Consider the following 26,282-nt stretch of genomic DNA (forward strand, 5'->3'; position numbering starts at 1 on the left):
GTTTGTGGTGGTGTGTGCAGTCAAATTGCAGTCAAATTTTAGGTCTACCTAGAGGTGTTGCAGAGCGCTAAGGGAATTAAAAAAATCCACTATTCACCCTCAAGACGGCGGGGCTTTCGCCATGCTTAAAACATTCTTTGCAACCAGGGTTGACACCGCAACCGGGGTGGCATATAATGGGGTTGTAAGCAAGAAAAGGAGCAAAGAAAATGACCACCTACTACCGCATCCAATCCCAGAACCGCCCCGACATCCTCGACCCGGAAAACCAGTACTCCTACTCCTGGAACGACCTGGGAGCAGACCCACGCCACGGCATCAGCGTCATGGACGACCGCGAAGCCCTGGCAGAGTACATCGCCCAGACCGGCATCCAGTGGGACGAAACCTGGGAGCTGCTCGAGGTCGAGGGCACCACCTCCGAGGATGAGGACGAGGACGCACACATGGGCGCTCGCCTCATCATCCCCACCGCCATCATCTCCCGCGAGCCACTCACCGACGGCTTCATGGAAGAAATCTTCGAAGCTTTCGAGCAGCTCGCCGCATAACCCCCGCCACCACAGAAAGGAACACCCACAATGACCACCATCGATAATCTCTCCGAGACTCTCCACTACGCACTAGACATGAGTATCGACGCCGCCGAAGATGCCCTACGCACCTACATCGCCCAGATTGAGAAGCTAGAAGATCGCAGCATCGACGAGGACGAAATCAGCAAAGACGATGCCGACTTCCTTATCGGCGCCGTTAAATCCGCACGCCGCGCCGGTGACCTTGGTCAAAAGCAGCTCGCCGCCCTAGAGGAAGCCACCGCAGACTACCAGCACGCCACCGACACCGCCGATGCTCTACGCGACGAGCGTGACGCCGCTATCCGCGCCGCCGTGCACGGCGGGGCACGCGTACAGGACGTGGCCACCGCTGCGGGTATCTCCCGCCAGGCAGTAGACAAAATCATCCGCGCATGAAACCCGGCGATAAAGACGGGCACGGCCGGTACGGCTACCTCGACGGCGACGACACGCACATCATCTGCCATGAGTGCGGGGGGCTGTACCGGGCACTAGCCCCGCACCTCATTAAAGCCCACGGCATGACCGCAGCCGAATACAAGCAAGCGCACGGTTTGCCACGCGGCAAGGGATTAGTAGCCCCTGAGACGCGGCGCGCCAAGTCACTCCAAGCCCTAAGCCATGTGGGTACTCCGGAGTGGGATCGGATGGTGGAAAAGCGCGACCCCACAGCCGCGTCACATGCCCGCACAGAAGAGTCTTTCACCTCCCGTGGTGTGATTGCTGAGCAGAAAGCAGCGACGGCGCGGGCAAATATCAAAGACGTGAAAAAGCCTGTCACCCGCCGCTGTGTAGTCTGCGGAAAGCTGCTTACTGAGGTGCGCGGGCGCGCCACATGTAGCGACCGGTGCTATCGCATTCAGCTGTATGAGCGGACCGCGAAGCCAGGCGCGAGGGCGTGGATGCAGCGCCGAGACGCGGGCGAATCACTATCGGAGATAGGACGTAGCGCGGGCGTATCCCATGTGGCGGTGCGGGTGCGGATTGAAAGATTCCGGGCTTACCTCAAGCTTTGCGCAGAGCTTGGGCGCACGCCTATAGAGTAAAACGCAGAAAAAGACCCCCACCACAAGGGGTGAGGGTCGGTAGTTACTTCTGTGTCGTCTCCGGGTATTTTTGCTTTATCCACTCCGGGTAGCTCATGAATGGTGGCGGCGGTAGCGTCAGGCCCTTATCTACCGCCCAGAACTCCAAGCCGCGCCACAAACCAGCAACCCACAATTGATACTCATGGTGTCGGGATTCTTTCGTCCGCAGCTCAGCCACTTCCCTATCGAGGCGCTGGATTGTTTTCTCCAGGCGGTCTAGGCGGCGGGCGTCGCTGGCTTCATCCGCGGCGATAGCGTCCTCTTTGTGCTGGCGTATAGCGCGGGCCGCTTTACCAAAGATACCGCCATAGTCCGCCGCGGCCTTAGACATCAACCCTGAGACCAGGGCGAGGATGATGAGGATGGTGAGGAGGAAGCCGCCCGGCGTCCTAGAGTTGGTGAGGAAGCTAAGCAGATCTGTGGTCTCCATCCTTCCCCTTCCTATGCTTGATTACGGCGATCCGTATCGTGAGTGACCACGCGATCACAGCCCACATGAAAGCGGTGGCAATATAGCCGGTGAAGAATCTCCAATCATCAATCGGCCCTTGCATGTACACATCATCGAAGACCATCACGGCGAAAGCGCCGTAGATCGCGGCGGCGAGGACAGCCCCGGCGCGCACAATACGTGGGCACTGTTTTAGTAGCCCGATAGCGACGATGAGCGCTGCGATGATACAGGCCGCGCCCCACACGACAGGCGGGGTAACATCACGAACACGGAACGCTCCGACGCCCTGCTGCGGGTTGCCTAGCGCGTAATCCATGCCTCGCGAAAGCATCTGAAATGCGAGCGCCCCGATAATGCATTGAAGCGTGCGAGTCATCATGCCTCGTTGGTGGTGGGGCCGGTGTAGACCGGCAGAGTTGCGAGCTGCGGGGCGGTTTTCTGCTCCTGGTATTCTGCTTGGGCTGCGAGGCGCGGCGCCATGCTTGGGGTGACACCATCCACAGTGAGCCGGTTAACTAGGGCGGTGACAAAATAGCCGATCGCACCGACGGCAAAAATCGTCCAAGCTGGGGCATCCGCAAGCATGACGGGCAGCGCGCCAGCCACCCACGCTAGGGCTTGCAAAGCGAGCATGATTGAGCCTTTGTAGCGGAGCCACCACGGCTGTTCTTTAAGCTCCGTGGCTACTGCGTCGGCGATTCGCTCCGAGACCGTGTTAATCACTGCTTGGTTGTAGTGGCGTGCCATTCTATTTCCTCCCCTTGAGTTCGTCTAGGTCTGATTGGATTTGGGCGAGCTGGTGGCGAATACTTGCCACGGCATCGACAAGGGTTAGGTTGCGGCCTTGACTGTCCTGCCCTAATTGAGGCCAGCCGTTACCCGATGGTCCTCGAAGTTGTCGCCATATTTCCTGAATCGCGTCAATCTGCGGGCCAAGGTAGCCGGTCAGAAAGTCGGTGAAAAATTTAGTGGTCATTTCTTCTCCCTCATGATGTTGTTTACCTCCGTAGAACAGGGCGCGTAGTTGGTCTCGCGTGCCTCGGTAGGCGTTGATGTCCACGCTGTAGCCTGCTACCTGGGCATTGCTACCGTATTGCCACAGTGCGGGTTTTTGATTGCCGAGCGGATAATCCCACTGCGACGTCCCGTTGCCGGGGTAGATTGCGGCGGGCGCGCCCATGCGGTTCTGCCCGTATGCCGCGACCCAGAACGCTCCGAACTCGTGGCTGTCCGGCTCGCCGGGGGCGATGCTGCCCTCCCAGTACGGGACGTAGGAATACGCGCCGATAACACGCACACCGGCGGCTTCAAAAAGGCGTTTAGCTTCGCGAATATGATTCACGTGCAAACCGGCGGGTGTTTCGCAATCAAGCCAGATGGGGCGCTTCTTGTCGCCCATGACTTCAAGGCTTGCCTGCACTTGCTGCGCCACTGTTGTGCCCTCACTGGGGTTGCGGAGATAGTGATACGACGCCGTGATTAGGCCCGCGCTCTCCGCGTCCTCAAGATGACTCCGGTAGCAGCGATCCTTATACGTACCGTCCGTGGTGCGGATGATTGCGTATTCAATGCCCTCACGCTTCGCAGCTGCAAGACTCATGCCGTCCTGATGCTCCGAAACGTCAACACCAAATAGTGTTGCCATTTTGTCCTCCTTCTTCTTGCCTTGCCCTGGCCACACGGCGCCCTTAAGCGCATGAGTCATCGGGTCGAGACGATCCGGCCCCGGCTGCGACCACACGTAGCGGTGTTGCTCAAAATGAAGATGAGGCGCCACGCCCCCGTTGGTATTCGAGTCGGGGTTAATGCGCCCGATTCGCTGCCCCTCGGACACACGCTGACCCACGCCCACTTCAGGGATGATATGCCCGTAGACAAACAGTCCGCCGCCGTGCTCGGCGTCCACATCAAGGGTGATCCACTGCCCAAACCCAGACGCCGCGCCAGCGCGGGTGATTGTGCCCTCACGCACCGCAAAAATAGGGTGCCCGCCAGAACCACCCGCAAGCCCAAAATCAGTACCCCAGTGGGTTGTGCCCCAGCGCGCCCCAAACGGCGACGTAACCACAAAACCCGCATTTACCGGCATTGTTGTCATAACTTTCCCTCCTTTGGGCATGAAAATAGCCCCTTGACCTGTGCGGTCAGGGGCTTGTAGTTAGAGTTTTTCAAAAAGGGCGTGGGCTTGGTCTGGTGGCCAGTGTGTGGCGGTGGTGTGTGCGGAGAGTACCCGGTAGTGGGCACCCTCGTAGGATATGATGTCGCCCTCCGCCACGTCGAGGCCTGGGGCAAACGGGCGCACTTCGCCGGTGCCCGGCTCTTCTGTCTGGGGGGTGGTGTATCGGTCGGTGATGTCCAGCCAGATGTGCTCGTCCACACCAAAGGCTCCTGGTTCCCAGTGATTCAGGCCCTTGTGTGTGGAGCGCACAATGCGGCCCTGGTGTCGCACGATGTCGCCCTCGCGGTACATCATGGAATGATCCGTACCTGGGTTTACCCATTCTGGCACGTCACTAATAGCCGCCGGTAGTTTCTCCGGGTCAGTGAGTGCGTCCGGCAGCGGGAGTTTACCTGCGTTCTGTAGCTCCTTGACCACCTCCGCCTGTGCCTGCTCCACGGCTTTAAGCGTGGCGCGACGCTCCCGCTCATCCCCATAAATCCACACGCCCAGCTTTTCTACCTCATCATCAGTGAGCTGCTGAATAGATTCTTTGATTTGCTCAATGCTCATTATTTCTCCTTTAGTATTTGTCTCATCGTGGGTCACTGTCGATACATGCGCCAGTAGTAATCCTGCGATCCGTAATCACTGCCCGGCTCGTAAATATTTTTCGAGTTGTGCGTCTTAATGCACTCCCAGAAGCCGCCACGGCTCATGACGACGTCGCCCACGGCGTAGCTTGCGGTGGCCTTCCATGGTGGTGCCCATTGTGGGGTGCTGCCACGGAACACCCCTTTCGCCTCCCTGCTACCCACTGCCACATTTGAGGGGTATTTGCTGCCTACATAGAGCATGCGGCCACCTCATCCGATTTGCTCCCATACCAATCGCAACGAGCCAGGAGGAAGCGACGACCACTGCGTAGCTTTCCAAAATTGGCCGTCGTAGTACACGTAGGTGCCGGGCTTAATCTCGCCGCCTTGGGATTTTCTTTCTGCGTACCAGTCAGGCGCCCACACAATGCGCGGCCCGTAGAAAACAGCCTTAGCATTGCCCCCCCTACCGTGACCTGCTTAGGAATCTTATTACCTACATAAAGCATGCGAGTCTCCTACACCACGATATAGACGGTTGACGAATCCGGATACGAGGGCAGCGATGACACGACCTTAATTTTGCTGCCATCAGCCACCGCCCTATCCACATAAGACCGCGTCGACGCAATCTGGGATTTCACGTAGGACTCATCAGCCTTGACGGTGAGCTTCCTTCTAACGTCAATAAGCGAAGCGTAAACATCCCTCGCAGCCCCATCCTGCTGGTCAAGGCGTTCTTTAAGACCATCCACATCCTCGACCTTATGTGTGTGCCCCTTATCAGCCTTGCCAGCCAGCGCGTCATCAAGCCCCTCGACCTGCGCAGTGGTATGCGTATGAGTCGTAGGTGGGAAAGCGGCTGGCTTGCCTTTCACCTGCTCCCAGGTAGAAGCCAAATCCGGCTTACCCGAAATATCATCCCACGACACATTTTCTACACTGCCGGTCTCGCCCTTATCACCCTTAGGGCCGCGTAGAGACGGGGAGGTCTTACCATTCACGGTCAGCTTGTCACCATCCCACGACGTACTAGAAGCGATTTCCTCGGAACGTGCCTGTGCCGCTTTCGCCGCATCCTCAGACTTTTTCGCACTACCAGCAGACGTAGCGGCATCGGACGCGGAGCTGTCGGCCGCGTTCTTAAACGCCGCCGCGTTAGACTCCGACTGCTTAGCAGATGAAGCCGAGCCTGCCGCCGCATCCTGCGAGGCTTTAGCCGCCTTAGCAGACACATCAGCCGCGCTCGCAGACCCCTCAGCAGCCGACGCTGACGACGACGACGCCACCTGAGACTCTTTCGCCTCCGCAGCCGCAGCCGCCGCCGCATGCGCATCAGCCACAACCTGCGCCGCCAAAGACTCAATGACCGACGCCTGCGACTCATCCACAATAAGCGCCGCATCCACCACATCCATCAAAGACTGCTCCGAGGCGTCACCCACCACAATCGGAATCGTATCCACCGGGCGCCCAGCCTCCACAAGGGTAAGCACCGCAGGCCCAGGCAACACCTCAAACGACACCACACCATTAGCCACAGGGATACGGTCATTCGACTCAACCACAACACCCTGAACACTAGTACGCACATCACGAGCACGCACCCACACCTCAGACACCGCCGACGGCCGCGACGTCACAAAAACCAAAGAACCAGAAACAACAGGCATAATTTCTCCTTAAAACGGATAAATAGTCACGGCCACCGACCGGACAGACGCGAACAACTCCGGTGTGGAAAACGCAACGGAACGCTTATTAGACCCTCCTGTGTAGCTCGGAGACCCATCCGAGCTAAGCCCATTCGACTCCCACAAATAACCATCCGCGACGTAATAGAAATACTTGTCAATATTTCCAGTAGACGTATTGACATCCACCATCGCGTAGCCAACCCACCCTGACTGGGCAGCAAGATAAAACTGCTTGCCAGACAGCCAAAGTCGAACGCATTTGTGATTAATTGATGTCGCCCCAGCGTCCTTGGTCATGAAAACCAAGAGCGATTTAGTGCGCTGCAGGTCCTCGCTGATTCGTCGGTTAGCTCGGATTAGCTCGCCCTGTGTATCTTGCGCCTGCTCCAGCGCCTTAGTGGCTTTATCCTGGGCGTCGTCAATACCCTTTTGCTGCTTCCACAAGCGCGTATTCAAATCAAGGTAGGCCGGTAGTAGGCCCGGCTGCTGCGACTGACCCTGCGCCTGCAGCTGCGCATTAAGTGCAGCAAGCTGAGACACCAGCGTCTGCGCCGAAGCCCCCACACCACCCAACGCCTCACGCACCGACTGCACCCCAGACACCGCCGAATCCGCCGTGCCCTGCGCAGCATCAGCCTTACTAACAGCAGAAGAAGCCTTAGAATCAACGGCCCCCAAATCCTTCAGACGTTCCCGGCGCTCCTGCGCAATAGACGCCTGCAAATCACGATTAGACCTACGGCGTGCCAAATCATCAGTGACCAACTCGCCACCCACATGCACCGACCAACCAACCACCTGGCCAGCAGCAACAACATCAGTAATACTCTCAACCGGCCCGCTAAAAAGCTTGCCCCAAATCAGGACCGGCACAATATCACCCTCGGAAAAATCCAGCCGGGGCACCAAACGCCCCAACCCAGAGCGATCAAACTCACGCTCAATAAACGCTTCACCATCAGTGCGTTTAGCGGCCGCGTCAAGAACCTGCTCAACATCCGAAGAACCCGTGAACTCAACCCGGCTGCCATCTTCCTTATACTCCGCAGCAGAAATCGTGGTATTCGCCCGCACAAACCGACGCCCCATGCGCCCCGGCTCATCCTTCAGCCTTGCCGCGTACCCAAAATCACGATCATCAGGCAACACGGGGCGCTGATCCTCCGGCACGCTTTCTGGCCACGACACATTCCACGACCCATACGAAAAAGCAGCAAGCGACCGCAAAACCGTCAACTCGCCACCATTAGCAACAAGAGGATGCATAACTACGGCTCCTTCCCCAAAGGATTGACGTGAAACACCTGAATAGGGTGCTCCCACGTTTTAGTCGCATACGCTTCAGGATCACGCGACGTTTTCACCCGGACAGGCGCATCACCCGGCCACCACAAATCAGCATGCAACGTCACACCCGCCGCACGTGCAGACTCAGACACAGTATCCAAAATAGGGTCATCATTCACACGGATAAACACCTCCGGCGACGTATCCTCCCCCGCCGTGTAGGCCACAACCGCATGAGGGTCCCCCAGCCACCCATACAGCCCATTGACCGCATCAAAAGACTCTTGAATCAAATCCCTGATAACAGTCACGGCCGGGCCGCGCTTTGTGTACCCATCAGCACGGGTAGCAATCGGCACCTGGGCCAAAGTTCGGGCGGTTGAATACTCGTCGCCACTAGCGTCAGTAGTCCACTGCGTGAACTCGGCTTTTGGCCACTCCACCGGAATCGACGGGCACGGCCACCACGCCAAACCATCCAGCAAGTCCACACCATTAATAACCAACTGTGACGGGCTATTCTCACCACTGGCCACCACATGCACAATAGTGGCGACGTTCCGCTCACCATTCTCACGCACCAGCATCAACAGGCGAGTCGGGCCAGACGCAGGAACCAGACGCCCCTCATCATCAGTCACACCCAAATTCGGCCCCACCAAATCCTCAACCACCCGATCCCCAGGGCTGACGGTCACAGTCACATCAACCGAAGACGACGCTAGTCGAGTACGTGGAAAATTCGCGCTCACCACACCGCCAAGCTCATACAGTGGCAGCCCATTCTCATCAAGGACACCCACCCATTGCCCCTCATCGGCGGCGACGTGGGCAATGTGCTTCTTCCAGCCAGCTAGATCCATGGGTCAAAAACTCCGATCTCCCAATCAAGACGAGCACCCTCAGGGATAGTAAAAGTGCGAGACTCGCCCACTGGTACGCACTCGCCCACCGCGTCAACCTTCCGGGTGACCTCTTTAGCAACACCATCGCGGGTATACACCCTGCCTGACTCGCGACGCTCCAAATGCAGCGTGTGCTGCTTATCAACCGCGGGAAGATGCAATTCTGCGCCAGACGGCAAAATTACCGACCCACCGGCCCCATCCCAAACGATTCGGGGCCACACTGGAACATCACCCCAATTCGTCACTGTGACGACAGAATCAGGCTCAGACACCTCCGACACCCACACACCATCATCCGAAACAAGCGACAACTCAATACGCGTACCGGAACGAGGAACCGACCCCGGCGCAGGCAACGAAACCGAAGACCGCACCCGCAAAACATAACGCGACTCCCCCTCAAGAATCAGGGTGCCATACTGCCGAGTCGAAAAATCCCGACGAGCCTGCACCCACTCCTCCCGAGAAAACACAACCAGCGTAAATGAGCCAGTCATCTGGTTGACCACACGGTCACGAAAATCAACCATCACACCGGCCACCCCCACCGTCTTCACCGGGGCGTCCTCAAACTCTCCAACAAACCCAGTGAGGGTGCCCATATCAATAAATGCGCCAGACCGCCCCCCACGCAGCAGGTTATACACCTGGCCACCGGGGGCGATATACCGCATTGAATATTCAGCGTTGGCCACCGCAATCCCTTCCTTCTTCTATCGGCGTGCCTCGGATACAGCCGCCGCGCTAGTCGGAGGATTCTCCACCCGCTCCACACGGTGGCCTAAATCGGTGAGCATCCGTTGAACCTCATCCATAGAAACGGTGTCCCCATAAAGCTTGATAGGTTCACGGTTTTCGGACAGCTTCTTCAGCTCTGCAGCCGAATCAGCTTGGTGCTTAGCCAAATCGGCAAGGGCCTTACGCACCGCCTCGTTATCTGTGCGCCAGTACTCGGCCCACGTTTTATGCGAGTCCTTCTCAGCCTTCAGCGACTGGATTAGCGTCTCCAACGGGTCAAGCTTCTTGCGGTGCTCAATCTCTGCAAGGCTCTTTTCCGTCTTGCGGCGTAGCTCATCCTGCGCAGCCTTCAAGTCGATCAGCCGGTTTTTGAACTCGATTTCCTCCAGGGCGCGGTTCGCGTCACCGAGTGGGGAATTCTTAATCATTCCCTCAATCTGATCGCCAGCACCAAAGAAACCCATCCATCCAGCTTGACCAACAGTTTTCTTCATATCAGCCAAAGCGTTCTGGTCGAGCTTCTTAAACTCTTCCATCTGCTCTAGCTGCTTCAGCTGCGACTCGATTTGCTTAATGCGTCGCTGAGCGGCAGGCATAGTCGTAAACCAGTTAACAGGGTTGATCCACGTCTTGATGTTCGCCTGGTTAGCGATAAGTTTCGCTTTCTCAGCCATCAGGGCTGCGTACCGCTGCCCAACAGTCGCGCCAATCTGGTCCATTCCGAACGCGGAGCCAGCTGCCGCAGCCAGCTTTTGGGCTGCCACATTCAGATTAGCGGTCACGTCACGCAGCGACAGTGCCGCCAGCGTGTGCTTGTACACCGCTTCCAGATTGGCTTTCTGTGCTTCCCTTTCCACCAATTGCTGGTTGACCTGCGCTGCGAGCAGCTCAGAGTAAAGCGCATGAGACTTATCAGACCAATTAGCCATCTGGTCCATGGCTTCCTTATTGGCGCCAACCATGCCAAAGCGGAATCGGTCGTAGGCCAAAGACAGGTCACTGTAGTCCGCAGCCGCGAGGCGCATATCAGCCTTACGCTGAGCATCAAACGCCGCCTGGGCCTCGGCCAACGTTTTCGCGCCCTCAAGCTGCGCAGTAACCCCATCCATCTGGGCGATACGAACATTACGTACCGCCGCCGCCAGTTCAATCTGCGCCATGGTCTGATCAAGCATCAGACCAGCGACATTCTCGCGCAGATTCTGCACCGTGTCCGCAAGCTTGCCTATCGCGGCAAAAGAATCCGCAATCGCGTTATAGGCCTCAGCCTGCGCCTTAAGGATACGCTGCGCGATGTCATTAATGCCCTCAATGACCCTTTTGACGATGTTGACAACCAGCTCAGCGATAGCCAACGCCATCTCAATCTGCGCCTGGCCTGCAGCAGCCGCCGCCAAACCTACGGTCTTATGCGCCTTAGCCAAATCCTTTTCGGCCTCAGCCTGCGCCTCAGCGTCGCCTTCCGCACGTGCCTTCGCCACATTTTCCTCAGCCTGCTTCACAGCATCAGCCGCGTCAACCTGCCGAATAGCAGCATCCTCGAGGCCAGTCCACGCGTCAGCGACACCACCAAACGTGGACTTGATGCCGTCGATACCAAAAAGCTTGCCCACACGGTCCGCAAGGTCTAGCCCATCGGTAGCCGACAGCGACCCGAGATAGGCCCGAATATTACCCGGTGCAGACCCGACCTGCTTTTCAGCGAAGGTCACGTACTTTTCCATAGACTTGGCCAACTGCGGCGCGGCCTTAGCCAAAGACTCGAAAGCTTTAGTCAGCGTCGGGTTGAGGATTCGTTCAGGGCGCCCGGACCTGTTGATGGCAATGTTGCCTGGCTTCAGGATTCCGCCAGTATCGAAAATTCCCGCATTCCAGCGGTTCAGCTTCTCCCGGCGGTTCTTCTTCTTTTCCCACTCAGAGAAAAGCCCCTCAGCGGTTCCCCAGTCGATTTGCTTATTCTTATACTTTTCGGACTCGACGGTGACACCATCGGTGGACGTGGAGGTGATGTTTACATCATCGCCCAGGTCTGCGCCCTTAAGTGGGAAATAATACCGGTTGGTGAATTGCGAGTCGTCCGCACCAGCGGCCGCACCACCGATCTGGCCATTACCGCGACCACCACCCATTTCAACATTAACGCGTTTACCGCCGTCGAAGAAGATGGTGCCAGCCGTGTGGCCACCCCACGGGCCGCCGTTGAAGAACCCGGTGGCGAAACGCGGGCCGCTGCCCAGCCCAGACTTGAAGCCGTTTGAGGACAGCCACGCCCCCTGCGAGCCGGTAGCGAATTTACGCGTGTACGGCGAAGCCGCACCCGACACGACGGCTGCAAGCTGCGACATCGCGCCGGAGCAGTCGCCCCAGTTGGAACCACCCCACACGTAGGGGGCGCCCTCCAAAGGCTGCGAAGCACGGTACCCATCAACCGCCGCGCCCTTAGCAAACTTCAGCAGCTTATCGGGGTTGACGATACCGCCATCAGCGTAACCCGGCAGGCCGAAGTCACCCTGCCGACCGTTGAGCTTTCCGCCGTTAATGGCCGCCAGCAGCGGAAGGTACTTCTTTGTGGACTCGCGGTTGACAATGAACTCTCCCGGCTCCACGCGTGCGATAGGCTGCTTCTTTTCGCTCGACCAGCCAAGAATAGGGTCGCGGTCATTCTTGGTAAAGCCCGGCACGCTAGGCAGAACACCGCCGCGTGCAAACGCCGGAACCACACCGCCAAGATGCAAGCCCGGCACGAAACGCTCAATTTTATCCGGGATGACAGCACGAACCGCATTCTCCACCATGCCAGCAGCAGAGCGAACACCATCAGCAAGTCCACGGATAATGCCCCTACCAGCATCCAACAGCCACGTGCCAGCACCAGCAAAAGCGGCCTTAATCCGTCCCGGCATCTCCTGGAACCCCTGCACCAAGGAATTAATTTTATCCTTGGCGATATTCACCATGTTGATCACGGCCTGCTTAAACAGGCCAATGACAGCCTTGGCACCATTAATCGCGTTAGTCACAACAGACTTCAACAGGTTAAACGCTGTGGTGAACACGCCAGCAACCAGATTCCTAATGTTCTGGCCAAGCTCACTAAACCTATTACCAAGATTCGAAAAATTACCAGTCAGAATGTCCGCAACAATTCCGAACACCGTGCGCATAACATCCCACGCAGGCTTAATAACGCCATTCCACACCTCGGAAATAACATCACCCATAATGCGGAAAGCAGCACCCACAACGGTCTCAACAACCCCAGCAATAGCCGGGAACACAACCGACGCAACCTGCATAAACGCATCAAACACCGGCTTAATAACGCCATTCCACACCGTGGAAACAGCACTACCCAACAAATCCCACGCAGCAGAAACAACCGGCGCAATCACAGAAAAAGCCGTACCAAACGCATCAACAACAGGCTGAATCCACGTCTGATAAAACTCACCAAACCCAGTAGTGAACTCCGCCCACTTCTCCTGCATAAGGCCCCACGCATCAACAGCGAAATCCTTAACCTCGATGAGCTTGTCACGGAAACCCTGAAGAAACGTGAAAATTGGGGAATCCGGGTTCATCCCCAACGCGGCGGCGTAATCGGTCGTGTCACCGGTCTTCCAGAAATCCAGAGCGCCAGAAACAATCTCTTTAATCTTGCCGAAAACAGCAGAGACCTTTTCCGTGACACCATCCCAAATGCCTATGGCTTTTTCCTTTACGGATTCAAACGTTGGGCCGAAATTGGTCTTAACCCACTCAATCCCGGCCTTAAATTTCTCAACGGCCCAGTCCCAGCCTTTGCCGAGGGCCTCAGTAAACGACGCCCAAATCTTGCGGCCAGTCTCCGTCTTCGTAAAGAACAAGACCAGGCCAGCAACAACAGCGGCGATACCAGCAACAATGAGGCCAACCGGCCCCATAAGCACAGCCATCGCAGCCTTGAGGCCCGTCATCGCTTTCCCCGCCACGGCAGCAATCTTCGCCATGCCGCCAAGCGCACTAACCGCAGATGACATAGTCGAAATGCCAACAATGGCAGCGGCCACCGTGCCCACTGCGCCAGCTAACGTCAAAAACAGCTTAGGGTGCTTGCCGACCTGCTCAGAAACTTTCGCAAAGGCTTCAGTTACCAACGCCATCACCGGCAACAGTGCAGTGCCGATAGTTTCCTTAGCGTCGTCAAGTTTGGCCTTCGCAACCTGCGTTTTATGCGCAGCGGTATCCGTTTCACGCGCAAACTGGCCTTGTGCCGACGCGGACTGCTCCGTCAACAGCGCCAGCGTGGCCTGAGACTGGGCCTGCTTCTCAGCCTCGCCAGTCAGGCCATCCAGCCCCATCTCGGCCATCTTGGCTTTAATATCAGCCTGCTTAATCGAAATGCCGTAGCGCTCAATCGGGTCAGTCTCGCCACGCAGCACCGCGCCCAACGCAGACACGGCATCAGACGTAGGGCCACCAAACGTGGCAGCAAGGTCAGCACCCATCGCGACCAGGTCAGCAGACTTCCCGCCAAGCTCCTCCATCGGCGTGCCTAAGTTCTTCAGCATCGCACCCATATAGGATGCCTGCTCACGATACTCACGCCCCGACAGGCCAACAGAGTCGGCAGCCGTCTTAGACAGGTTATTAATCTTTGCAGAGTGCTCACCAAAGATGGATTCCACCGCGCCATAGGACTGCTCAGCCTCAGCCGCGTAATCAGCCGCACCCTTACCAAGCGCAGTCAAACCACCCAGCGCAACACCAGCATGAACCCTAAACTTGTTGGAAAAGTCCACCACCGACGACCCGGCCTTACCCACCGCCGACGATAGTTTCTGGCCAAAAGACTTGCCAGCTTTTTCGGCCTCGCCGTCAAGGGATTTGGACACCTCTTTACCAAGAGCCTTACCGACCTCAGTGCCCCCACCCTTTACGGCGCGCTGCATGGCGTCAGTGATTTCCTTGCCAAAGTCACCGCCAGCGTCCTTGCCTTTGCCTTTCATGGCGTTAGACATGCCGTCGGTCAGCTTCTTACCGGCTTCCTTGCCATCAGCATCCAAACCGCGCAGAGACTTCTTAATACCCTCTGCCAGCTTCGACGTATCCGGCATGATGGTGATATAAGCAGAAGCAAGGTTAATAGCCACGGCATGTCCTTTCTAAAAATATGTGTGTTTAAGCCCAACCCAGGGCCTTCGCAGTCTCAGCGGTAGACCACACCTCACCGGTGGCGCGGCCACTCGAATTACGGTCATTGAGGTCAACGTCCTCAACCTCAGCCTCCGGCATCGCAGAACCGCCAGAAGACGAAAAACCGTCAGCGTGGCGGTAAATCGAGGGCGGCGGCTTATCACCCTGCTGACCAACCAGAGCAAAATGAATCCACCCCAACCGATCAGCAATAATCGCCGCCAAATCCTCCCCAAGACCCCACACAGCGTCCTCACCAAGCACCACACGAGTAAGCGCCGAATCCTTCGGCAACGACTCAATAAACGCCACCAGGTCACGCAGCTGGTAATCCTCATCGCCAGTCAAGAACCACCGCAAACGTAAACCGGAGCGAATCAAATCCCCCTCAAGGGCGCGCCGCTGCTCAGTGTCATCTAGGAGTCCGCAGACTCTGCTGATTCCCCCAACGAAACCCCCGCGTCCTCCTGCCACGCAGTGACCAGGTCAACCACATCATCGGCGTACATCTCATCGATGACGTCAAGAGTCTTAGGGTCATCCTTAGTGACTAGCTCTAGCAGGCTGTAAAACTGCTCCTCGTCGGCAAGCTTGCGGATCTTACGGATGATGCCAAACGGGAACTCACCAAACTTTGGCAGCTGAATGGTCTTGCCATTGTAGGTGTAGGTGAAAGTATTGGCCTTCGACTTCTTGGTCTTCTTGGTCGTCTTGGTAGTCATGGGAGACCTCCTATTGAAATATGAAAATGAAAGATTATGGGAGACGATTTGGTGGGCTAGGGGCGTCTCCCTACTCCCCTAGCCCGGCGCGACCGCTAGTGGTTATCCCCAGATGGGGAGACCACCTCGGACGTGTCGCCCTCTTCAGACGGCACCTCAAAGTGCGCGATGAACTTCTTGTTATCCACCGCGAAGCACTCAATCTCGACCTCGTACTTGATGACGTCATCCTTCTTAAAGGTGATGTCACTAACGCTGGTGACCTGGCCGTCCGGAACGAAAATACGGGCCTTCTTGCCCTCGCCGCCATTCATCTCAGCAACAAGCGAGAAGTGTGGAAGCTCGCCAGCAGCATCATCTACCGTGATGTTCTTCCCCTCGATGGTGACGTTGTCCTTGCCGTAAACCGCCTTAAGGACATTCGCATTCGCAGACTCAAGGAACGTGAGCTTAAGCACCACAGAGTGATCAGTCTCCAGAACAATGACGGTGTCCTTATTCCAGTCCTTAATCTTCTCCGTGGAGCGGTCAACGGTCTTTGTCAGACCATCCTCGCCAATAAATCCGGCTGGCTTCGCATTAAGACCAGTGGGCAGTACAGAGGATGCGTCCTTAGGGAAATTAGTGGCAGTCTTCTGGACGTCACCAATAAGCAGGCCACCAGATGCCTTCACATCAGGTGCGCCAACGAGCACATTCGAGCGATTACGTGCATCAGCCATTTTTGAGTCTCCTAACTCATGTAATTTGGGCATGAAAAAAGCACCCACCGGCTAAGTGAGTGCTTGGTACGCATGGCCAGCTAACTGCCAGCGCGTATGCGTTTCTTCAATATCAGGGTCATTCAATTCATGCGGCCCACTCATCTCATCCCACCCAACAATCGCCGGATAGTCGGTAGAGATCGTGAACCGCAAGTAGTCACGGCACTGGTACACAGTGCTCAAGACCGCCTCCATGTCTTGCCAACGCCCATAGACCTCAACAATCATGAAGACCTTGTCATGCGTAGGGGAATACGCCTCGGGGGCCGACGGTTCCACCCGGATAAACACCGGCGGTGGGTCAGGCGGCACACGAGTCGACGCGGGCAGCCCCGTCAATTCACGTAGGCCCGCAAGCACATACTCAACAGCGGTAAACATTAACCACCGCCCAAAGCCTTCAGCAGGGTATTGTGCTTCTGCTGCGAATACGACGCCGCATAATCAGCCGAACGCACATACACGCGATAACGAGACTTGCCGTTAGCGGTCGTGATTCGCCCGTTTGCCTGATACGTGCGCACCTCCGGCGACGGGGACACAGCCTCGGCACGCTGGCGAACACGGTCAGCGGCACCATTGATAGCAGCCTGAGTAGCGGGCATCGTGCGAATCTCATTAAAAGCGGCCAAATTCCACTTAATCTTGTTACCCAACTAGCCCACCACCTTTCTGCAATCAACAACCACAAAACCAGGCGACCAGCCATGCCAACCATGATTAAAGTCCTGCACATGGCCCTGAACCTGCCACACCTGCCCATCAGGCGTGCGCACCTGCCCATCAGCAGGCGGCGCATCCTCCGGCTTCATGTGAATATGCAGCATGTCCACCGTGCGCAGCACAGAATCCCCCTGCTTCTCCTCAGAGAGGTCAACCCACCACGACGCAACCGGATATTCCACCCAATCACCCGCGGTGGGCCGCTCATTACCAAACCGGTCCACGGTCTTACCAGGCACCATGAACTCCAACGACTGCTTCAGCGGGATAAAGCTCACAACCGCCCCCTAATACGGCCACACCGTGAACACGCGCCCCCGGTAACCGCGTAGGCGCTGCTTGTCATTAGCCGACAGCCACACACCATTAGTGGTAGCTCCGGACTCAAACCCAAACGAGCGCGAAAACGGGCCAGCGGACACAGACGTGGACGAGGCGCCTTCAGGCACCGCGCCTTCCTTTTCGGAATAAGCACGCGCCACCATACGGGCAACCACACGCCGCACACGGTCAGGCACAGGCGTATCAAAAGCCGTTCGGCAGTACGCCTCCACCAGGTCGCCAGCCTCTTCAATCAGGGCGGTTACATACTCAGCGTCATTACTCGGAATCTGCTGGTCGGGAAGCAGCCTTTGAACGTCGCTTGGTTCCGCGAGCACTAGGGGCCTCCTTCCCCTCTACAAAATGAGAATCAATGGTCACACCCTCCGGGACCTTATCGCCAGCGCGCAAATAAATTGCGCCGCCATTGACGTGGGCCAGGATGGTGCCCTCAATGTCAGCCTTAACCTGCAAAGTTCAACACCTGCGCAACCATGGAAGCGTTCGGGTTAGTCATCACCGGCAACGCAATACCATTTACGCGCACCCAGTAGGCGTATGGGTCGAACTCAAGGTTCATGCCCGCAACCAGGCCCGGGGCGTCTGGGGCTGCGATGCCATATTCTGGGGCGTTTGCCTCGGCGGTGGTGCCGAATACGGTTTGACCCAGTTCGTTGGTTCCTGCTGCTGGGAGGAAGAACACCTTATCTGGGGAGAGGACGTCCTTGGTGGCGCCGCCAATGTTGACGCGGCGGCGGTATCGGGTAAAGCCCGGCAGGTCATAGGATGCCAGAACCGTGTTCAGCTCTTCGATGGACACGACATTACGCACGGCAGTACCGCCTACCGCGTCGCGTACCTGCTTGTTGCGCTGGAAAGCGGAAATGACCTTATTGGAGGCAAGGATAGTACCCGGCAGGGCACCGTTTTCATCCTCGTACTTTTCAGCCCACGCGAGCAGATCGTCAAGTGGGGTGCCGCCGTCTGTGTCCCACTGGTTTGCAGCCTTAGTGGTCATGTCTGCCTTGCGGCCAAGGTCCTCATCAGCATAGAAGCCGTTTTCGTTGATGGTGGCGCGGCCTGTTTCCAGAACGGAGCCACGCATCGCCTCAATACGGTTAAGGACTGCGGCGGTGGTGTCAGCGGCGACCTGGCCTACCTTTAGTTCGGCCTGCTCGTTACCACTACGGGCGCGAATCTGGTCAAGTTCGCCTACTCGGTTCTTCTGGGATACCGGGGGGAGCTGCAGGGCTACCTGGCGGCCGCCACGTGGTCCGCCAATCGTGGACTCGGCATCATAGGAGCGGTACTCCGCAGCGGGAACTAGCCCACCATTAGCGATGGTGTAGCGGGCAACGTCAGAATCGGTCAGCGTGTCCGGGAAGAACTGCGCGAGGGATACGGACTGTGCGTTGATGTCCTGCTGGGTGCGTCGTGCGAATACGGTCAGCTCGGACGCGGAAATCAATTCATTATAAAGCGCCATGGGTTAGGCCTCCACTTCTTCCTTGGTAGCGAATACGAACGACGCCGGGGGCTCAGTGAGGGTGGTGACGTCAAATACCTTCTTCGGCAGAAATGCCGGGCGAATACGGCCATGCCACACCATTGGGGCTACCTGGTGGTCGCCACGGGCTGGCTGGTCAGTGAGTAGGAATCCCGCAAGCTTATCCTCAGCGGCGGTTACCGGCTCATACAGTCCCTTAGCGTCCTGCTTGAGGGGTACACCGGAGGGGATAAGGTCACCGAAGGCCTTAAAAGCCTCTACCTTCAGGGTGACGGTCTGGGCTTCGTTCGTGGCGTGGGCAGAGCCAAGCCACTTAAGATTCGAGCCTCCGAAAGACTCATTGTTGATAATGAAAGACATGTCCTATTTCTCCTTCTTGTTGGGGAACATGCGGTCATACAGGTCAGCGCCAGCCGAACCGCTACCAGTAACCTCCACGCCACGTGGGGTGTGTACAACGCCAGACCGCTTCTCGACAATCTGCTGTAGTTTCGCAGCAAAATCATCAGAATCGCGCTCAAGTGCCCGGTAAGCGTCACGGAAAGCAATAGAGTCAGCAAGCTGTGACACCGGCACCTGCGTGCCAGTCTCAACCTCCAACGCAATCAAGTCACGGAACATGTTGAGTTCAGACTCAGCGGCCTCACTGCGCTGGTTAGCGTCCCTGGCTTGGGCTAGAGCCTTCTCGACCTCGTCACTCGTGTCTGGTGCGTCATCAACTTTCTTTTGCCAGGACTTGGCGCGCTTCTCCCACTCGCGGGAATGCTTTTTCCAGTCCTGAATCTCCGACTTGACCTCTTCTGGGGTCTTGTCGGGGAATACGTCACCCCATGCCGCTGACGTGTCGTCAGGGGTAGTCGTGGGTGTCTCGTCGGCGAGCTGCACTGCATCATCGCCGGTGTTCTGCTCTTCTACAGGGGTGGTGGTTTCATCAGCCATGTTTGCTGTCTCCTTCTTCCTTTTCGGATTACATGTGGGGGGTGAGCGCGACCACCCCACACGTGAGGCGCTCCCGCGCTACTAACTCGGCCATTCCGGCTATTTACGCAGCGATGCCCTGCTCTCGCATCGCCTTAGTGATTAGTTTCATGGTCATTGGCTCCCCCGGGTACTTCTCGGCGGCGTACAACCTGGCCGCCTCATACTCCTCTTCAAAATCAGACATATACCCAGGAAAATTTGCGTCCACCCCGTCGGGAACCGGGGCGGCGACACATTTACAGTGGTCGTGGTACTTCGATCCTGCCGACTGCAAACCGCGCACACGGCCCTTCTTAAGCCGCGTGCCCTTGTCCTTGCCATCGGAATAATGCTTCTTCACACCGGACATGCCGACGAACAGGGCCGATGACTCCGACCCGTACACGGCGCCACGAGACGCCAGAATCCGGCAGAATGAACACGCCCCGGGCTGCGCAACCCTGGCGTACTTCACACCCGTGTTTAGCGCATTCAGGTCAACAGTGTTTCGGCTCGCGCCAAAAATGTGTTTTTGAAGTAGCAGCGCCATGCGTGACGTCGGGTCAATGCGCCCGACCTCATTTGTTGCCATGCCCCACCGAACTTCTTTAGTTAGCTGCTCATAGGTAGGCATGTATGCAGGCAACGCCTCGTATAGGTCGTCGGCAACGATTTCATCCCACCATGTTGCTGTCATCTCAGCAGCAGCGCCACCAAAAGTGTTCACCAAAGCAGAAAGTGCCTCAGTGAGGTAAATGCGTGCCTGTTCGCGCTCAAGATCCTTAGCCCGGCGAACGATCTGCAGTAGGTCATGCATCGCCATTCGGTTTACCTGGTCAAGCTGGTTGCGCATCAAATCCCACTCAAGCTTGCCTCCCGTCACTACCGTCACGGTTCACCACTTCCTCGCCTTGTCGATAGTTCCTCGACAAGCTGCGCGTCCTCGGTAGACGTATTTGACTGCGACTGAATCTTCGACTCCACCAACTTGTTTAGCTTTTCTACACGCGCATTTTGGCGAATCTTTGGCCGCTGGTCATCGGGGATTCGTAGCCTATCCAGTGCCCAATCAGATGTGGGGTCAATCCACTGGGATAGCTTCATAATCGCATCCGCGTCCGACGACAGCGTAGGCGACGCCGGGTCCTCCCAACGTTCCTTAACACTGGTGGAAAATTCCGGCCACGGAATCCGGTTCCCGTTCAGCCACGACGCCATCCACCCCACTTGGCGTAGGTCAGGGTTAATCAAATCCTGCTGGTTACGGCACCCCAGAATAAGCCGGTCAAGCCACGCACGAATCGCGTCCGCGCTAGGCGGATTCTCAGTCGAAAAACCAAGATAAGCCACCGGGATACCAGTAGCCGACGACATAAGCTGCGAGTAAGCGCGCACCTGCTCAATAAACGGCGTGGGTGGCGACGATGAGAACTGGTGAAGTTCCATCTCGGGTTCGCCTGGAATCTCGGGAGGCGGCAACGTCAACAAGGACCCTGTTGTGGCCCTAAACCCCGCCATGACCTTCTCAGACTCTGACGGGTTATCACCATCCACAAACATGTCCATGGTGCCGTTCTTCAGCCAGCGTTGCGGATAGGTGTAAAACTCGCGGTTTAGTTCCATACCCTGCAACGTTCGGCAGGCCGCAATAGTGTAGTAGCGAACCGGCGTGCTAATCATCGATCGGCCATACCAACGGCGGGAACGAGCATTATTACGGATACGCACAATAGACGGCGTACCAAGCGTGTGGGGTACAAAATCATCAACCTCGGAAGAATTGCCCCTAATGTATGCGACACCCTCCGGTAGGTACAGGACTGTCTGCTTATCTCCATCTAGGAGCGTTCGTTCACGCATTCCAGCCACGGGGCGCTGATTGAAGTTATCCCAAATCAGCGTGCCCTCAGTCGGTGGGACCGAGTGCGCTTTCCACACCCCAGTGTCGTCCGGTTCCAAGGCGATAAACCCGATACCGAAGATTAGGGAGTCAAGAACCGCCTCCTTAGTAGCTAGTGGCACCCCAGCCAACTCCGTGACCTGTTCTAGGCCGCGTCGGCGCTGGTCAGCCCAGCCGAGGAAGCGCATGCGCTCCGCGTAGGAGTCCACCACAGTAGCTGGCCAATCAGACGCCACGTTCAGTTTCGCAGCCAACTCCGGCGGGACAGCAATGTTTAGCGTGCCAGTAATGTACTCGCCAGTGTAGAAATCCTCGGCAGTCTTATTGGCAGAATACCGACGGTTCCGCGTCCCGTTGAGCACCGACAGAAAATCCCGGTGCGACTCAGACAAACGAGCCATCACAACACTCCAATCTTTCTTTTCTCGGTTCGTTCACGTGGTTGACCCCAACCTGCAGACACAGCCTCAGTCATCGCACGAAACGCCAACATCGCGGCATACGTGCCATCAATTTTGTCCGGCGAATCGGGATAGGCCTTATACAGCAGATACCCGGTTCGGGTTGCGCGTCTACGTGCGTTGAGCAGGTGGCGGACCAAGTGTGGCGAAGCGCCAATGCTGACCTCTTCCAGCATGATCGCTTGTCGGAAATTCTCGACCCACTCGGACACTGATGATGTTTTCGCCCGTGGCCAGGCGGCAATTGGTGAGTTTCGGGAAGCCCTCACCCGTAATTGCCTACGGTATCTCGCTTCCCATTCAGCAACCTGAGATTGCCACCCGGACGGATCGGCATAAAAACCGATGACGTTATACCTGCGGAAACAGTCATCAATCGTGGCTTGAATATCCAGCAGATTCGGTTGCCAGTCCTGTGTGTCGTTCGGGCCTTTCTCCCAAATCTTGATCTCGCAAATGTGCTTGTCCGCAGGACGTGCTGCCACCAGCGCAGTCGCATCCGGATTACCCCTACGACGGCCACCAGACCCGTCGAAACCGAGCACGATCACGTCCCCATCCTGCAGCTGCTTGGAATCGTCGCGTACAGCACGCACGTCCACCTGAGACAGATAGCTGTCTGACGCGTGCGTGATTTGATTGAGGAAGTCCGACCTAGAAACCTGCGGGTCAGTAGAGGGGTCCCAAATCGTCGAAACGATGCGCTCCAGGTCAACCCACCCGGACTTGCACGGCGGGTCATGGATAACGCACCCGCCGGCTACGTCAGCGGAATCACCATACGCAATCCGCAACCCCTTAATGAGTGAGTCCTTATCGCTCATGTCGGTATTCGCAGGCGCTTCACGATGGTCGAAAAGTAGGCCTTCGTCTTTAGCCTCACCGTTGACAATGGTTGACCAATACGCGGCAGACTTTTCTGCGACGCTGTTTTCTCCAGGGATAAAAGCATTTGGCGTTTCAAGAGTCGATCCGCCGAGCTTTGCCGCGTTCGAGCGCATGATTAATGCCAGCTTATCGCCACCATTACTTGCGGTCCAGACCTCCGTCTGGTCCATCACGGAGAACACGGCGCGGGCGCCCTTCACACTTGATGCAGAAGCAGAGATGGGGCGTATCTGTCCACGTGGGAGGTTAATAAAACCACCCAGCAATTCAAGCCCAGGATAGTCATCAAAGAGTTGATCGGTGTCCATCATTTCTATCAGCGCTGCCCACGTGTTCTTTGTCTGGTCCTCAGATACTGCAGCGATCTGTACTAGCGGCGTGCGTCGTTCAGACCACGGCATCCCAACTGGCTGCCCATATGAATCCCACCCGGCGAACAAGACCGGGCCCAGTGCTTCCAGGGCGCAGAAAGCGCCAGCGAACGGGGATTTTCCCCATCCACGGGGCCGACTTATAACCCCCCTGTGGATTACCCGGCGTCCTGTGGTGGGGTCGAGTTGGTAGTAGCGAAGGATGAAGTCTTCTTGTTCTGCGGTTGGGATGAACGGTTCGTACTCGGGGGCGTCCGGTTTAGCCAAGTAGGCGGTCATCCAGTCGATGGCCTGCCACCCCAGGGTTGGGAAGTCGTTTTCATTCTGTGGTTTCCAACCCACTGGAAGCACCTCCAGTAAAAGTCTTAGGATGACTCATTTTTGAAATCGACCACCTTTAAATCGCCGCGACGTTCACGTGCCGACGGCACAGGGTTTGGCCTCTTCGAATCCTTTTCGTCTGCTTCCGCGAACTGGATGCGCAGACGCGCCCGGTCTTCCATAGTCGCACCGAACTTTGCTACACGTATTCGCAGCTCAGGCAACTTTTCAAGGTTCATGTAGCCCCACACCGCATGATGGACTAGCGCAGTGTCTTTTAAGAAATCCCAGTCCGTAATGGTGAAAAGATCAGATTGGGGGGATTCGGCCCACATCTGCCACCAATCAACGGTTTGTGGCGACCACTCCTCCCCACCCGGTAGCTCCGGTAGAGGCGGCTGTTCACAGTGCTCAAACCGTAGAATTGTTGTTTGGTGCTCATCTTTGTTGCGGCGTGCCCTGCGGCCCGCCGGTTTAGGTGCAGGTCCCATCCCGCCCATATCTGATCATCTCCTTATTGCTGTGCAGCATTTTTAGGACTTGCCCAAATAGACTTCCTTCTTTTTACGGACGCGACCACGACCATCCTTAGTACGAGTAACACGGGTGACGCCGCTACGCGGGCCAACTTTGGCTTTGACAACGGTAGTGCGGACGCCACCACGCGGCCCGGTGGTGCGAGTGGCGCGGCGATTAGTGCGCAGACGATTCATGTTTTCACCTCCTTTCAATGGCAAAACCCCCACCCGCTAAAGCGGAGGGGGTGGCGATCGGCCGGGGCTTTATCTGCCATCCGGCCAATCAACATCAATCCCGAGCTTTTCGGCCAGCTCATAGCCATCAACGTGGCCCCGGTATAAGTTAATTGGTGCCACAGCCTGCAAGAAAGCATCAAGGTCTTCCGAGGTCTTAAAGCACAGCCCAGCCCAGTACCCGGCATCCACCGCATAGCTGAACCGGTTGCGCTCCTTTTTCATCCTTTTTTTGAAGCCATCTAAAGCCTCGGACAGTGCGCCGACTTCATCATCCGAGTCTTTCTGCAGGTCGCCCGTAGGCTCCCCGAGCTGCTCGAATGGGTCTTTGTGCGGATTTTTTAGCGGGCGAATACCATTTCCCCCGCCCGCGAATCCTGAACCGCCGAATCCCCCTCCGGCGAATGGTGAATTTTTAGAGGTGCTCATAACGCATCATCTCCAGATCGACGCCGGGGAACCACCGGCGGATAAGCTCAAAATCATCGGGTAGATTTTCAGAAATCGGTTTAATAAACCGGTAATCTAGCCCGTCGAACGTGCGGCCAAAAAGGTCATAGTCGATTGGCAGCTCAACATCATTTTTGGCTATGCAGCGCCGGATGTCGGCGATTTTCCAGTCCCACACCACATGTGCGATCCTGGTCTTGAATGGCTCGCCATCGATCTTTTCAATCTTCGATGTCCACGGCCCATGGGTCACCATTGCGAGGCGGCGCATCGGGGAATCAGCCGCCCGCACACCATCACAGACCCATGTGTCATCATCCAGCCCGAGGGATTCACACACCATTGCCCAAAATTCCGGAAATTTAATGGTGGTGATGCCACCGGCCTCATAAATCGACGCCATCCACGGGGCTGTGTGCACCTGCTCCTCAAGGTGATTCCAAAAATCACGGTGGGGTAAATTTAGGATTTCCATACCAAAAAAATCCTCAAATTTCTTCAGCGACTCCTCTTCAAATCGAAGGCCGGGTACCCGCCATAGATGGACTGGGATGACTTCCACACCGGCTGCCATGAGGGCGATCATCGCTGCGATAGAGTCTTTTCCACGGCTGAAGGCCACTAGGACGGGGCGGCCCTCCTCTGCGAGCTTTTGGCGCATGTGTGCGGATGATTCAACCGCCGGGGCGAGGCCCTCCCCCGATTTTTTGCGCACGGGGGCGGGATTAATCCCGGCCAGATCCCACTTTCGCATCTTTAGGCCTCCTCAATCCCTAGAATCTGCATAATTTCGACGATATTTCGCTCCGCTGACTCAATTTCAATTTCGGCTGCATCCTCCCACCCTGCGGGGATGTCCATAGTGGGGCAGGTCCCCACGCCATCGAGGGAGGTCCAGATCTCTGGCATGATCGCCGCGATGCTTTCGGGAATCTCTGGGTTGATGCTCACGGAGCCGGTGGCGCGGTCTACGATGTAGCGACCATCGACGGTAGCGACGGTAGCGATGGCGGTTGCGGTGGTCATTTTCTTTTCCTTTCTTAGGGGCTTCCCCTTCCGAAAATGACTATACCGGGTATAGGGCTGCCATGCAAGATCAACGCGATAACCGCAGGTGACGACTATTTGCCACCACTTAACTTTCATAACCAGCACTATAGGCGCTATAGTAATGCTGTAAGCGAAAAGGCCACAAGCCCACACCCCCTGAAAGGAACCGCAATGACCAACCTTGAAAACCTCGCCTACACCAAATTCACCACAGACGACTCCTTCACAACGCACAATGTCGCTCACCTCGCCTACCATGACGGGTCCGCCCCGCGTAAGCGGGGATGAGCCCCAAGACCCGCGAAGGCTACACACGCCTCACCAGTCCGCCCCGCGTAAGCGGGGATGAGCCCGTCATCGCCGCCGACGCATGCCCCAGCTGACGGTCCGCCCCGCGTAAGCGGGGATGAGCC

General features: G+C 56.8%; 32 protein-coding genes. 3 read left to right on the plus strand and 29 right to left on the minus strand.

The window, feature by feature from the left end:
- Window positions 1–209 precede the first annotated feature (209 nt).
- Genes HMPREF3148_RS04190 through HMPREF3148_RS04200 form a run of 3 tightly spaced genes read left to right on the plus strand, consistent with a single transcriptional unit; the run spans window position 210 to window position 1,624 of the window.
- The gene (locus tag HMPREF3148_RS04190) at window positions 210–551 is read left to right on the plus strand and encodes a hypothetical protein (RefSeq protein ID WP_070508757.1); all 342 of its coding nucleotides are present in this window, start codon (window positions 210–212) and stop codon (window positions 549–551) included.
- A gap of 30 nt (window positions 552–581) precedes the next feature.
- Window positions 582–974, plus strand: coding sequence for a hypothetical protein (locus HMPREF3148_RS04195; protein WP_070508759.1), 393 nt, complete (start codon window positions 582–584; stop codon window positions 972–974).
- On the plus strand, window positions 971–1,624 hold the full coding sequence (locus HMPREF3148_RS04200; RefSeq protein WP_070508761.1) for a MucR family transcriptional regulator: 654 nt from the start codon (window positions 971–973) through the stop codon (window positions 1,622–1,624). Before HMPREF3148_RS04195 ends, HMPREF3148_RS04200 begins: the two co-directional genes overlap by 4 nt.
- 43 nt (window positions 1,625–1,667) lie before the next feature.
- Here the strand turns inward: HMPREF3148_RS04200 and HMPREF3148_RS04205 are convergent, their stop codons facing one another.
- The 29 genes from HMPREF3148_RS04205 to HMPREF3148_RS04345 all read right to left on the minus strand — a co-directional run bounded on the left by HMPREF3148_RS04205 (window position 1,668) and on the right by HMPREF3148_RS04345 (window position 25,845).
- Window positions 1,668–2,096, minus strand: a complete 429-nt coding sequence (locus tag HMPREF3148_RS04205) for a hypothetical protein (protein ID WP_049152480.1) — start codon at window positions 2,094–2,096, stop codon at window positions 1,668–1,670.
- The gene (locus HMPREF3148_RS04210; RefSeq protein WP_246818802.1) at window positions 2,074–2,499 is read right to left on the minus strand and encodes a hypothetical protein; all 426 of its coding nucleotides are present in this window, start codon (window positions 2,497–2,499) and stop codon (window positions 2,074–2,076) included. The genes HMPREF3148_RS04205 and HMPREF3148_RS04210 overlap by 23 nt, the downstream gene beginning before the upstream one ends.
- Window positions 2,496–2,867, minus strand: a complete 372-nt coding sequence (locus HMPREF3148_RS04215) for a hypothetical protein (RefSeq protein WP_070508764.1) — start codon at window positions 2,865–2,867, stop codon at window positions 2,496–2,498. Before HMPREF3148_RS04215 ends, HMPREF3148_RS04210 begins: the two co-directional genes overlap by 4 nt.
- A 1-nt stretch (window position 2,868) precedes the next feature.
- Entirely contained in the window at window positions 2,869–4,218 is a 1,350-nt protein-coding gene (locus tag HMPREF3148_RS04220) for a GH25 family lysozyme (protein ID WP_070508766.1), read from the minus strand.
- 60 nt (window positions 4,219–4,278) lie between these two features.
- Window positions 4,279–4,851 (minus strand): carbohydrate-binding protein, encoded by a 573-nt coding sequence (locus tag HMPREF3148_RS04225; RefSeq protein ID WP_070508768.1) that lies wholly within the window; start codon window positions 4,849–4,851, stop codon window positions 4,279–4,281.
- A gap of 32 nt (window positions 4,852–4,883) precedes the next feature.
- A complete protein-coding gene (locus tag HMPREF3148_RS04230; RefSeq protein WP_168163007.1) occupies window positions 4,884–5,072 on the minus strand; it encodes a carbohydrate-binding protein in 189 nt (62 codons plus the stop codon).
- 320 nt (window positions 5,073–5,392) lie between these two features.
- Window positions 5,393–6,547, minus strand: a complete 1,155-nt coding sequence (locus tag HMPREF3148_RS04235) for a phage tail fiber repeat family protein (protein WP_070508772.1) — start codon at window positions 6,545–6,547, stop codon at window positions 5,393–5,395.
- Window positions 6,548–6,556: 9 nt separating this feature from the next.
- Window positions 6,557–7,837, minus strand: a complete 1,281-nt coding sequence (locus HMPREF3148_RS04240; protein WP_070508774.1) for a hypothetical protein — start codon at window positions 7,835–7,837, stop codon at window positions 6,557–6,559.
- 2 nt (window positions 7,838–7,839) lie between these two features.
- Window positions 7,840–8,721 (minus strand): hypothetical protein, encoded by an 882-nt coding sequence (locus HMPREF3148_RS04245; RefSeq protein ID WP_070508775.1) that lies wholly within the window; start codon window positions 8,719–8,721, stop codon window positions 7,840–7,842.
- On the minus strand, window positions 8,712–9,461 hold the full coding sequence (locus tag HMPREF3148_RS04250) for a hypothetical protein (protein WP_129721141.1): 750 nt from the start codon (window positions 9,459–9,461) through the stop codon (window positions 8,712–8,714). The genes HMPREF3148_RS04245 and HMPREF3148_RS04250 overlap by 10 nt, the downstream gene beginning before the upstream one ends.
- Window positions 9,462–9,479: 18 nt before the next feature.
- Window positions 9,480–14,636 carry a hypothetical protein gene (locus HMPREF3148_RS04255; protein ID WP_070508779.1) on the minus strand — a complete coding sequence of 1,719 codons (5,157 nt, stop codon included), beginning with the start codon at window positions 14,634–14,636 and terminating at the stop codon, window positions 9,480–9,482.
- A 28-nt stretch (window positions 14,637–14,664) separates the two neighbouring features.
- A complete protein-coding gene (locus tag HMPREF3148_RS04260; protein WP_168163008.1) occupies window positions 14,665–15,060 on the minus strand; it encodes a hypothetical protein in 396 nt (131 codons plus the stop codon).
- 35 nt (window positions 15,061–15,095) lie between these two features.
- The gene (locus HMPREF3148_RS04265) at window positions 15,096–15,401 is read right to left on the minus strand and encodes a hypothetical protein (protein ID WP_070508782.1); all 306 of its coding nucleotides are present in this window, start codon (window positions 15,399–15,401) and stop codon (window positions 15,096–15,098) included.
- A gap of 95 nt (window positions 15,402–15,496) precedes the next feature.
- Window positions 15,497–16,123, minus strand: coding sequence for a phage tail tube protein (locus tag HMPREF3148_RS04270; protein ID WP_070508785.1), 627 nt, complete (start codon window positions 16,121–16,123; stop codon window positions 15,497–15,499).
- Window positions 16,124–16,174: 51 nt separating this feature from the next.
- Window positions 16,175–16,546: a hypothetical protein gene (locus HMPREF3148_RS04275; protein ID WP_070508788.1), complete on the minus strand. Its 372-nt coding sequence runs from the start codon at window positions 16,544–16,546 to the stop codon at window positions 16,175–16,177.
- Window positions 16,546–16,821 (minus strand): hypothetical protein, encoded by a 276-nt coding sequence (locus tag HMPREF3148_RS04280; protein WP_070508790.1) that lies wholly within the window; start codon window positions 16,819–16,821, stop codon window positions 16,546–16,548. Before HMPREF3148_RS04280 ends, HMPREF3148_RS04275 begins: the two co-directional genes overlap by 1 nt.
- The gene (locus HMPREF3148_RS04285) at window positions 16,822–17,166 is read right to left on the minus strand and encodes a hypothetical protein (protein WP_070508792.1); all 345 of its coding nucleotides are present in this window, start codon (window positions 17,164–17,166) and stop codon (window positions 16,822–16,824) included.
- A 9-nt stretch (window positions 17,167–17,175) separates the two neighbouring features.
- Window positions 17,176–17,547, minus strand: a complete 372-nt coding sequence (locus tag HMPREF3148_RS04290; RefSeq protein WP_070508793.1) for a hypothetical protein — start codon at window positions 17,545–17,547, stop codon at window positions 17,176–17,178.
- A 125-nt stretch (window positions 17,548–17,672) separates the two neighbouring features.
- The gene (locus HMPREF3148_RS04295; protein ID WP_070508795.1) at window positions 17,673–18,695 is read right to left on the minus strand and encodes a major capsid protein; all 1,023 of its coding nucleotides are present in this window, start codon (window positions 18,693–18,695) and stop codon (window positions 17,673–17,675) included.
- Window positions 18,696–18,698: 3 nt separating this feature from the next.
- Window positions 18,699–19,076 carry a hypothetical protein gene (locus HMPREF3148_RS04300; RefSeq protein WP_070508796.1) on the minus strand — a complete coding sequence of 126 codons (378 nt, stop codon included), beginning with the start codon at window positions 19,074–19,076 and terminating at the stop codon, window positions 18,699–18,701.
- A 3-nt stretch (window positions 19,077–19,079) separates the two neighbouring features.
- Window positions 19,080–19,655 carry a hypothetical protein gene (locus HMPREF3148_RS04305; RefSeq protein ID WP_070508798.1) on the minus strand — a complete coding sequence of 192 codons (576 nt, stop codon included), beginning with the start codon at window positions 19,653–19,655 and terminating at the stop codon, window positions 19,080–19,082.
- Window positions 19,656–19,758: 103 nt separating this feature from the next.
- Window positions 19,759–20,568 carry a VG15 protein gene (locus tag HMPREF3148_RS04310; RefSeq protein WP_083287704.1) on the minus strand — a complete coding sequence of 270 codons (810 nt, stop codon included), beginning with the start codon at window positions 20,566–20,568 and terminating at the stop codon, window positions 19,759–19,761.
- Window positions 20,565–21,977 carry a phage portal protein gene (locus HMPREF3148_RS04315; protein WP_070508800.1) on the minus strand — a complete coding sequence of 471 codons (1,413 nt, stop codon included), beginning with the start codon at window positions 21,975–21,977 and terminating at the stop codon, window positions 20,565–20,567. The genes HMPREF3148_RS04310 and HMPREF3148_RS04315 overlap by 4 nt, the downstream gene beginning before the upstream one ends.
- Window positions 21,977–23,638 carry a hypothetical protein gene (locus tag HMPREF3148_RS04320; RefSeq protein WP_070508802.1) on the minus strand — a complete coding sequence of 554 codons (1,662 nt, stop codon included), beginning with the start codon at window positions 23,636–23,638 and terminating at the stop codon, window positions 21,977–21,979. The genes HMPREF3148_RS04315 and HMPREF3148_RS04320 overlap by 1 nt, the downstream gene beginning before the upstream one ends.
- 23 nt (window positions 23,639–23,661) lie before the next feature.
- Window positions 23,662–24,117, minus strand: a complete 456-nt coding sequence (locus HMPREF3148_RS04325; RefSeq protein WP_070508804.1) for a phage terminase small subunit — start codon at window positions 24,115–24,117, stop codon at window positions 23,662–23,664.
- 33 nt (window positions 24,118–24,150) lie between these two features.
- Complete coding sequence (locus HMPREF3148_RS04330) at window positions 24,151–24,330, minus strand: hypothetical protein (protein ID WP_070508806.1); 180 nt, start codon at window positions 24,328–24,330, stop codon at window positions 24,151–24,153.
- 69 nt (window positions 24,331–24,399) lie between these two features.
- Complete coding sequence (locus HMPREF3148_RS04335) at window positions 24,400–24,798, minus strand: hypothetical protein (RefSeq protein ID WP_070508809.1); 399 nt, start codon at window positions 24,796–24,798, stop codon at window positions 24,400–24,402.
- The gene (locus HMPREF3148_RS04340; RefSeq protein ID WP_083287706.1) at window positions 24,785–25,573 is read right to left on the minus strand and encodes an adenine nucleotide alpha hydrolase family protein; all 789 of its coding nucleotides are present in this window, start codon (window positions 25,571–25,573) and stop codon (window positions 24,785–24,787) included. The genes HMPREF3148_RS04335 and HMPREF3148_RS04340 overlap by 14 nt, the downstream gene beginning before the upstream one ends.
- A gap of 2 nt (window positions 25,574–25,575) precedes the next feature.
- On the minus strand, window positions 25,576–25,845 hold the full coding sequence (locus tag HMPREF3148_RS04345; protein WP_070508810.1) for a hypothetical protein: 270 nt from the start codon (window positions 25,843–25,845) through the stop codon (window positions 25,576–25,578).
- Between the last annotated feature and the right edge of the window lie 437 nt (window positions 25,846–26,282).

It is taken from the genome of Corynebacterium sp. HMSC05D08, from assembly GCF_001807215.1.
GTDB lineage: Bacteria > Actinomycetota > Actinomycetes > Mycobacteriales > Mycobacteriaceae > Corynebacterium > Corynebacterium striatum.